Genomic DNA, 8,570 nt, shown 5'->3' on the forward strand with positions numbered 1-8,570 from the left:
CCGAGAAGGAGCAGCTCGGCGTCCTCGCTATCCACCTGCGACTCACCCCGTAACCAGGGACGGCCAGCCTCACCCGCGCAGGAAGTCGACCGAGCCGACTTCCTGCGCGGGAGCCAGGGGCGAGTGGTGTGGGGCGGCCCGATCCGACAGCACGACGATCAGCTCCGGACGGAGTCTCTGTCCAAGATGGCTTCGCTCGAGGTGATCCGCGCTGCACCGACGCCAGCTGGCACAGGTCCGGGTACGGCAACAACGGGGCACCTGCGTCGAGGTGGCGCCCGGATTCCCCGACGTGATGCCCGTCCGCGATTCCAAGGACCCGAACGGACCGGCCCTGATCTTTGCCGCCAAGGCCTGGGAACCGTTCGTCACCACTCACCGCAGTGACGAGTTCGGCGAGGTCTGAACCAAGGGTCTCCCCGGTCGGCCAGATGCTCGGCGGCCGGGTCCGGCCACGGAGCGGATCAGCTGCACCGTTCTGCTGCACGCCGCCGCCGGTGGACGCTACGGCGTTGAAGTCCTAGTTGTATTCGAACCAGGTCAGGATGGCCTTCACCCGGCGGTTGTCCTCGCCGGAGGGCATGCCGAGTTTCAGGAAGACGTTCCCCACGTGTTTGGCCACGGCTGCGCCCGAGAGGAACAGTTCTGCCTCGATCTCCGCGTTGGAGCGGCCTTCGGCCATGAGGGCGAGCACCTCCTGCTCGCGGGCCGTGAGCCGGGCGAGCGGGCCCCGCGGCGGGTCGGCGCGGGTGACGTGGCGGACCACCTCGGGGTCGATCACCACTCCGCCGCCGGCGACCGTCTCGACGGCCCGCAGGAAGTCCGCCACTCTGCCCACCTTCTCCTTGAGCAGGTAGCCAACCGCCCCGTCGGCGCCCGGGCCGTTCAGGAGTTCGCGCACGTACGGGCCCGTGACGTAGGCGGAGAGGACCAGGACCGGCAGGTCCTTGTGCCGCGACCGAATGTCGATCGCGGCCCGGAGTCCGTCGTCGGTGTTCCCGGGCGGCATGCGGACATCCGTGATCACCAGGTCGGGGGCGGCTCCGGCGGCGGCGAGGTCGTCGACAGCGGCGACCAGTTCGTCGGCGTCCTCGCATTCGCGGATCACGTCGTGGGCACTGGAAACCAGGATCTCCCGGATTCCGGCGCGTATCAGCAGACTGTCGTCCGCCAGGATGATTCTCACAATCGGTTTCCCGTCGCTTTCCCTGTCGAATTCCGTCACCACGGGGGTTGGGCCGGGGCGGATGCCACGACCTCCGTTCCGCCGCCCGGCGGGCTGGTGATTTCGAGGTTCCCACCGACGCTCCGCATCCGCTCACGCAGCCCGGAGAGCCCGGATCCGGTGCTGATCCGCGCGCCGCCGGCGCCGTCGTCGCCCACCCGGACGCGGACGCCGCTCTCGGTGCACCGCATGTCGATCCGGGCGCTCCCGACGCCCGCATGCTTGGCGATGTTCGTCAGGGCCTCGGAGACCGTGAAGTACACGGCCGCGGCGATCGGCGAGGAGAGCCAGGCGTCCGTACCGGTGCTGGTCAGTTCGACCCGCAACGGTGATCTGGCCACCAGTTCCCGGACGGCGGCGACGAGGCCGAGATCGCTCAGTTCGCTGGGGTGGATGTCGCGCACCGTCTCCCTCAGCCGTTCGAGCGCGCGCTCCGCCTGGGCCTGGGCCTGGCGGGCCAGTTGGACGATCCGTTCCTGCTCGGTGGCCGTCGCCGCGGCTTCCAGGATTCCCAGGCGCATGACGAGGGCGACGAGCTCCTGCTGGGCGCCGTCGTGCAGGTCGCGCTCGATGCGCCGGCGCTCGTTCTCGAAGGCCGCCGTCAGCGAGGCCCGGCTGGTGCGGAGTTCCTCCAGTTTCGCGAGCAGGTCGGGGTTCCGGCTCCCCGAGAAGGCCCGCAGGAGCAGGTCGCGGAGCAGGGAGATACCTGTCAGCGCGCCCACGGTGACCGCGCCGAGGGCGATTCCCGCGGGCACCGCCACGAGGGTTTCCCACAGGGCGGCCGGGGTGAACGGGCCGACTTCCGCGGCGATGCCGAAACCCCAGAGGACGGGGGAGAACACCAGCGCCAGGGCGCCGAGGAATCCGAAGAAGCCCACCGGCAGCGAGAGCGCGGACAGGAGCGCGGCGGTGACGAACACGGGCAGGTCGGTCCTCCACACCGACCGTGTCCGCAGCCGGCCGGCCACCCACTGCGGCCAGCTGCGGTCGGCGGGCCGCAGCGGCATCGTCCGGACTCCGCACCACTGCGCCCTGGAGCGGTCCAGTTCGGCCACCACCGGAACCGAGACCGGTGCGGCGAGAACGGAAATCAGGAGAATCGGAAAGGCGGCCGCTGCGACGAATTCGGTCAGCAGCCTCCGGGCAACACGGATCTGCGCCATGATCGACATTTTCGCACGGTTCGGACCGGTCGGGCGGTAGATCCAAGTCTACCTCCGATAGCAGTGCAGGCTCCCGTGCACTCCACTGCCCGGCCCTGTTTTCCTTGATTCATGCCATTTCCCACTGCCGCTCCCGTGCCGTGCATTCGTTTGCGCGGCCTTCGGACGGAATTCCCCATTCCCGGCCGCCGGGGCGAGACGACGCGCGTCCTGCACGACATCGACCTGGAGATTCCCGAAGGCCGGCTGACCGCCGTCGTCGGCCCCTCCGGTTCGGGCAAGTCGACGCTCCTGCTCTGCACGGCCGGGCTGGAGCGGGCGACCGCGGGGTCCGTCGAGATCCTCGGGACGGACGTCCGCTCGCTCAGCCCCCGCAAGCAGGCCGCGTTCCGCAGCGAGAACATCGGCTTCGTCTTCCAGGAGTACAACCTCGTCAGCTCGCTGACGGTCGAGGACAACATCGCCCTGCCGGCGCGGCTCGCCGGCCGCCGGGTGCCCCGGGCGCGGGTCGAGGACGCCATGGCGCGGCTCGGCATCGCCAAGCACGCGCGGCGACGCCCCGACCGCCTCTCCGGTGGCGAGCGCCAGCGCGTCGCGGTGGCCCGGGTGGTGGCGAACCAGCCGCGGATCGTCTTCGCCGACGAGCCGACGGGTGCGCTCGACCTCAAGTCGGGTCATGTGGTGCTCGACTGGCTGCAGGCGCTTCCCGCGCAGGGGAGCACGGTGCTCATGGTCACCCACGACCCCCACGCGGCCGCGCGGGCCGATCAGGTCGTGGTGATGGGGTCCGGGCGGGTACACGCCGTCATCCCCGGTGGCGACTCCCGCGCGGTGGGCGACGCCGTCCTCTCGGCGCAGTCGGCGGACGAGGCGGGCGGGGAGGAGTCGTGATCCGGCTCGTGCTGTCGGACATCCGCCTGCAGGCGTCGATGTGGTGGTGGACGCTCCTGTGCGCCACGGTCGGCGCGGCGTGCTCGGCGGGCTCGGCCATCGCGATGTTCACCGCCGTCTCGGCGGCGCGGGCGGCGGGTGACGCACGGATGGTCTCCGCGTCGATCGCCCTCGGCGGCAACATCGTCTTCTTCACCGTGCTCGCCGCCGTGGGCGTCGTCGCCTCCGCGGTCGGCCTGACGCTGACGACCCAGCGGCGCGAGCACGCCCTGTGGGTGATCCTCGGGATTCCGCGCCACCGGGTCAGGTTCGTCCTGCGGACGCAGACGGTGGTGCTGGGCGCGGTGGCCGGCGCGCTGGCCGCACCGCTCGCCCTGCTGGTCGCGGGTGTCGCCCTCGCGCAGTGGAAGGGGACGGGCCTCGAACTGCACGGGGCCGCGGCCGGGTTCCGGTTCTGGTACGTCGGCGTGAGCGTGCTGTTCGGACTGGTTCCGTGCCTGCTCGGCGGCTGGGGCGTCACCCGGCGGGCCGCCAGGACGCCGGAGATGCGCGCCTTCCGGGACTTCTCCGACCCCCCGGCGCGGCCGGGCGTCGCCCGCGGCGGCCTCGCCCTGTGCCTGCTCGCCGGCGTGGTCGGGATGTGGATCCCCGGCCTGGGCCTCGAACTCGAGGGCGGGCTCGCCCAGCGGACGGCCTTCGCGTTCGCCGGGAACCTCTTCCTCCTCTGCCTGCTGCTGCTCATGGGGCCGTGGGTGCTCACCCCGCTGATGAGGCTCTGGACGGCGCTGATGCCCTCGCGCGGCGTCGCCTGGCACCTGGCCGTGCAGTCGTGCCGGGCCCGCGCGACGAGGAGCGTCACCACGGTGCTGCCCTTCGCGCTCTCCCTGTCGTTCGTCGGCCTCTTCATGGTGATGGGGAAGGTCATGCCCGGAGGCAACGCCGGGCTGGACAACATCCTGGTCGTGCTGGGCTGGGTCTTCGTCGTCTCCTGGGTCGGGGGCCTCGCCGTGATCGCCCTCGTCGGACGGGAGCGCGCCCGCGACTGCGCCGTCGTGACGGTGGCCGGTGCGCGGCCGGGCGTGGTCACCCGGTCGATGGTCTACGAGGGGGCGATCTACGCGGGGACGGCGATCGTCTTCGGCGCGCTGTTCGTCGCCGTGTCGAGCTTCACCACCGCCCTCGGAGCCCGGACCGACGCCGTCCGGGTCCTGGCGGGCCTCCCCTGGGCCACGCTCGGGGCGCTCGCCGCCGCGACGCTGGTCACCACCTGCCTCGCGCTGGTCCTGCAGGCGGCCCGGGTGTCGCGCACGGTCGCGGTCCGGGCGCTGCGCTCGTGAACCGGGGCGCGGCGTTCGTGAACCGGGCACTGCGCTCGTGAACCGGGCGCTGCGCTCGTGAACCGGGGCGCGGGAACCCGCACCACCTTGCCCGTTCATGCTCGTTGACGAAGGAAGAACCCGATGGAACCGACCACCCGCACGCTTCTCGCCCTCGGCGGAGCCGCCCTCCTCGGCCTCGCCGCCACGGCCTGCACCACGGACGGCGCCTCGGCCGACGCGACCGTGGAATCGAAGTCCTTCGACTTCGCCGGCGGCAGCCTGACCGTCGACTCCGGTTCCGCCGACCTCGCGCTGGTGGCCGCCGACATCGAGGACGTTCAGGTGGAACGACGGGTCAGCGGCACGAAGGTCGGCGGGGAGGTGGGGTCCGGCTGGCAGCTCGAAGGGGGCACGCTCACACTCTCGCTGGACTGCACGGGGATCTCGGTGGGCTGCGGCGCGAAGTACACCGTGAAGGTGCCGCGCGCCGTCGCCGTCACCGCCGAGAGCGGCAAGGGGCGCATCGAGGCCACCGGCTTCACCGCGGACTTCTCGGCCCGGACCGCCGGCGGCGACGTCCGGCTGTCGGACCTCCACGGAGCCAGGCTGGCCCTGCAAGGCGGCGACGGAAGCATCAAGGGCGACGGGATCTCCGCCCGGTCCGTCAGCGTCACCTCGCGCAACGGCACCGTCGACCTGCGCCTGGCCGCCGTGCCCGACCTGGTCGACGTGCAGAGCAGGGACGGCGACGTCGAGCTGGGCCTGCCGGACTCGACGTACGCGGTCCGCACGGCCGCGAAGAAGGGCGACGTCACCGTGAACGTCGCGAAGGACGAGGCGAGCGGCCGTTCCGTGGCCGTCCGGACCCGCAACGGCAGCATCGCCATCGGCAAGGGCGGGAAGCCCTGACCGCCGCGCGGCAACCGGGCCGGAAGCCTTCGATCGAGCGCGAAAGCCGAACAGGAAAGTCGAACAGGAAAGAACGAATGCCAAGCAACTCCCCCTCCGGAATCAGGACACCTCGGGCACGGCGGCGTACGGCCCTGGCGCTCGCCGCTTCGATGACGGCCGCCGTGGCGATGACGGCGTGCTCCCACGACTCCACGGACGACTCGGCCTCTCCGGCACCGGGTGCCGCACGGGTGAGCGCCGAGCTGCAGAAGCTCATGAGCACCGCGCCGTGGTCGTCGGGCCAGTGGGGCCTGCAGGTCGCCGACCTGCAGACCGGGAAGGTCGTCCAGTCCAAGGGCGCCGATTCCCAGTTCATGACCGGTTCGACGGCCAAGACCTTCGCGGTCGGTGCCGCGCTCGACGTCCTGGGTGACGACCATCGCTTCCGTACGCCCGTGGTGCACTCGGGTACGGTCTCCGCGGACGGGCGGCTCTCCGGCGACCTCATCCTGGTCGGCAACGGCGACCTGGCACTCGGCGGGCGGACCACCGCGTCAGGCGGACTGGACGTCCCCGACTTCGACCACTACGACGCCAACGCCGTCCCCGGCATGGCGACCATCACCGCAGAGGACCCGCTGGCGGGCGTCAACGAACTGGCCCGACAGGTCGCGGCCAGCGGAGTCCGCCACGTCGACGGCGACGTGGTGATCGACAACCGACTCTGGGATCCGGTGTCGATCGGCGGGCTGCCGGTCACCCCGACCATCGTCAACGACAACCTCATCGACGTGCTCATCACGCCGGGCGCACCCGGTGAGCCGGCCAAGGTCGACTGGCGCCCGAAGACGGCCGCCTTCGGCGTCGACGCGCAGGTGACGACCACACCCGCCGGAAGCAGGCCGGCGGTGACGACCGAAAGCGTGAGCCCTGGTCACATCCGGGTCCGAGGCTCCGTGCCCGCGGACGCGAAGGCCCCCTTCGTGACGACCTACCAGGTCCCCGACCCGGCGGCGTTCGCCCGCACCGTCCTCATCGAGGCACTCGCCAGGAACGGCGTCAGCGTATCCGCCCCCTCGCTGGGAGCGAACCCCGACAGCAGGCTCCCCCCGTCGGCGGAAGTGAACTCGCTGCCCGTATCGGCGACCTACACCTCTCCGCCCTTCAAGGAGTACGCGAAGCTGATCAACAAGGTCAGCCACAACCTCGGGGCGAACCTGCTGCCGCCGCTGATGGCGGCACACAACGGGCAACGAACCTATGCGGACGGCATGAAGACCGAGAAGGAGTTCCTCGCCCGCTCAGGAGTGGACCCGAACTCGGTGAGCCTCGTCGACGCCCAGGGCCTCCCCGGCGACAAGGCGACGCCGACCGCCCAGGTGGCGCTGCTGCGGCACCTGGCACGACAGGACGACTTCGACGTCTTCTACGACTCCATGCCGAACATGGGCGTCGACGGCTCGCTCGCCGACGTCATCGACCGCACCGACCCCGCCGCAGGACACATCCGCGCGAAGACCGGCACCCTGGTCAGCCCCTACCAGGGCAAGCTGGCCCTCGGCACGAAGGCGCTCGCAGGCTACATCGATGCGAAGGACGGCCACCGCTACGCCTTCGCGATCTACGTGAACAACATCCCGGTGCCCAGCGACTCCGTGAGCGATGCCATCGACCTCGCGCTCAAGGCCAACAAGCAACTGGGAGCGATGGCCGCCACCATCTACAAGTCGCCCAAGGCGTGAAGGCCATCCTGACCTGGTTCGAAGACGACCGGGACTCCAACGCCGTCGCGTCTACCGGCGGCGGCGTGCTGCAGGTCCGTCTTCCATGACGTGGATCTCGACGGAAAGGGCATGGGTCCGGGTGGTTTGCGGGCGTTCTCCCGCGTTCGGCCCGTACGTGCTCATCGGGTTCTCGCGGCTGCGGGCCTTGACGCGCCGGCGCCGCGCGGTGGGCAGCAGGTTGTCCAGGGCCACCATCCGGCCGATCGGTCCGAGCAATGGCACGCACCCCCAGCTTCGCAGATTTCCGGAGGTCAGCGGCGGTAAAGACGTTCTGCAGGGCGTCCGTCAGCACTGCACAGGAATGAGATGCGACAGTGCCTTCGCTCAGGCTGCGGCTTCGCCGGGGGTCTCATCCTCTGAGGAGTCCTTCGGAAAGAACCACCGGCGAACCAAGGTGTAACCAGGCGGAAGGTTGTTACCCGTCAATTCCTTGTACCTCGCGTTGGCCTCCTCACTGGCATGCTGACCGGCAGGGAGCCTTCGCAGGAAGGGGTCGCGGTCATAGTCGCTGGAGGACCAACGAGTCTGGTCCGTAGCTTCGGGGGCGGGGAGTTGTTCCTGGTCCTCGGCATCCTCGGAGTCCCGCCCCTCGGCGAGACTGGTGACGATGATGGCGAGGGCCACGACGCAGACTGCACCGCCGATGGCGGTGATCTTCGGCTTGTGCTTCCTGTACAGGCTCTTCGCGTTCTCGACGAAGGAGGCGGGCTCGTCACCCTCTGGCGTGGAGTCATTCACGCGCACAGATCTACCGGAACCATCCCTCACCTGTCAGGTGGTTACCACCATAGCCCGATCAAGTGCAGTAACCGCCCTTCGCCGTCGGGGGCCCAGGTCCGACACCCCGGGAAAGGCCCTACCCGGACATCCAGCCGAACTGTCCCTGCCCACCTCGGCGTAGAAGCTGGAACACCATCCCGTGCCCGACCAGGAACGCGTCATCCGGATCCGCCGCCCCTACCTCGACCTGATCGCCGCCGGCACCAAGACCATCGAGGTACGCGTCGGCTACCCCAGCATGCGCAGGATCCATCCGGGACAGACCCTCCTCTTCGAATCCGGCGACACCCACTGCCGCACCATCGTCACCGGCGTCACGGAGTACCCGAGCTTCGACGCCATGCTCGACACCGAGGCCCCGGAGGCGATCGGCTCCGAGGGAATGAGCCGGACCGAACTCCTCACCGCCTGCCGCGAGATCCACCCACCCGAGAAGGAGCAGCTCGGCGTCCTCGCTATCCACCTGCGACTCACCCCGTAACCAGGGACGGCCAGCCTCGCCGCGCAGGAAGTCGGC

General features: G+C 70.3%; 10 protein-coding genes. 6 read left to right on the plus strand and 4 right to left on the minus strand.

The window, feature by feature from the left end; translation table 11 throughout:
• Positions 1 to 295 precede the first annotated feature (295 nt).
• Positions 296 to 406 carry a DUF397 domain-containing protein gene (locus tag ACFU7Z_RS30370; protein ID WP_380781006.1) on the plus strand — a complete coding sequence of 37 codons (111 nt, stop codon included), beginning with the start codon at positions 296 to 298 and terminating at the stop codon, positions 404 to 406.
• A gap of 114 nt (positions 407 to 520) precedes the next feature.
• Here the strand turns inward: ACFU7Z_RS30370 and ACFU7Z_RS30375 are convergent, their stop codons facing one another.
• Entirely contained in the window at positions 521 to 1,225 is a 705-nt protein-coding gene (locus ACFU7Z_RS30375; protein ID WP_380781008.1) for a response regulator, read from the minus strand.
• Positions 1,222 to 2,232 (minus strand): histidine kinase, encoded by a 1,011-nt coding sequence (locus ACFU7Z_RS30380; protein WP_380781010.1) that lies wholly within the window; start codon positions 2,230 to 2,232, stop codon positions 1,222 to 1,224. The genes ACFU7Z_RS30375 and ACFU7Z_RS30380 overlap by 4 nt, the downstream gene beginning before the upstream one ends.
• Positions 2,233 to 2,538: 306 nt before the next feature.
• On the opposite strand from ACFU7Z_RS30380, the gene ACFU7Z_RS30385 reads away from it, so the two are divergent.
• From ACFU7Z_RS30385 to dacB, 4 genes are all read left to right on the plus strand, one after another.
• Positions 2,539 to 3,279 (plus strand): ABC transporter ATP-binding protein, encoded by a 741-nt coding sequence (locus ACFU7Z_RS30385; RefSeq protein ID WP_181970363.1) that lies wholly within the window; start codon positions 2,539 to 2,541, stop codon positions 3,277 to 3,279.
• Positions 3,276 to 4,616 (plus strand): FtsX-like permease family protein, encoded by a 1,341-nt coding sequence (locus ACFU7Z_RS30390; RefSeq protein ID WP_380781012.1) that lies wholly within the window; start codon positions 3,276 to 3,278, stop codon positions 4,614 to 4,616. The genes ACFU7Z_RS30385 and ACFU7Z_RS30390 overlap by 4 nt, the downstream gene beginning before the upstream one ends.
• A gap of 123 nt (positions 4,617 to 4,739) precedes the next feature.
• Positions 4,740 to 5,507 carry a DUF4097 family beta strand repeat-containing protein gene (locus tag ACFU7Z_RS30395; RefSeq protein ID WP_380781014.1) on the plus strand — a complete coding sequence of 256 codons (768 nt, stop codon included), beginning with the start codon at positions 4,740 to 4,742 and terminating at the stop codon, positions 5,505 to 5,507.
• 233 nt (positions 5,508 to 5,740) lie between these two features.
• The gene (dacB, locus tag ACFU7Z_RS30400) at positions 5,741 to 7,231 is read left to right on the plus strand and encodes a D-alanyl-D-alanine carboxypeptidase/D-alanyl-D-alanine-endopeptidase (protein WP_380781016.1); all 1,491 of its coding nucleotides are present in this window, start codon (positions 5,741 to 5,743) and stop codon (positions 7,229 to 7,231) included.
• Between the two features lie 51 nt (positions 7,232 to 7,282).
• On the opposite strand, the gene ACFU7Z_RS30405 is transcribed toward dacB, so the two are convergent.
• Positions 7,283 to 7,495 (minus strand): hypothetical protein, encoded by a 213-nt coding sequence (locus tag ACFU7Z_RS30405; protein ID WP_380781018.1) that lies wholly within the window; start codon positions 7,493 to 7,495, stop codon positions 7,283 to 7,285.
• A gap of 102 nt (positions 7,496 to 7,597) precedes the next feature.
• Positions 7,598 to 8,011, minus strand: a complete 414-nt coding sequence (locus ACFU7Z_RS30410) for a hypothetical protein (protein ID WP_380781020.1) — start codon at positions 8,009 to 8,011, stop codon at positions 7,598 to 7,600.
• A 181-nt stretch (positions 8,012 to 8,192) separates the two neighbouring features.
• On the opposite strand from ACFU7Z_RS30410, the gene ACFU7Z_RS30415 reads away from it, so the two are divergent.
• On the plus strand, positions 8,193 to 8,534 hold the full coding sequence (locus ACFU7Z_RS30415) for an ASCH domain-containing protein (protein WP_380781022.1): 342 nt from the start codon (positions 8,193 to 8,195) through the stop codon (positions 8,532 to 8,534).
• The last annotated feature ends 36 nt before the right edge of the window (positions 8,535 to 8,570 follow it).

This window comes from Kitasatospora sp. NPDC057518, assembly GCF_042802075.1.
Taxonomy (GTDB): domain Bacteria; phylum Actinomycetota; class Actinomycetes; order Streptomycetales; family Streptomycetaceae; genus Kitasatospora.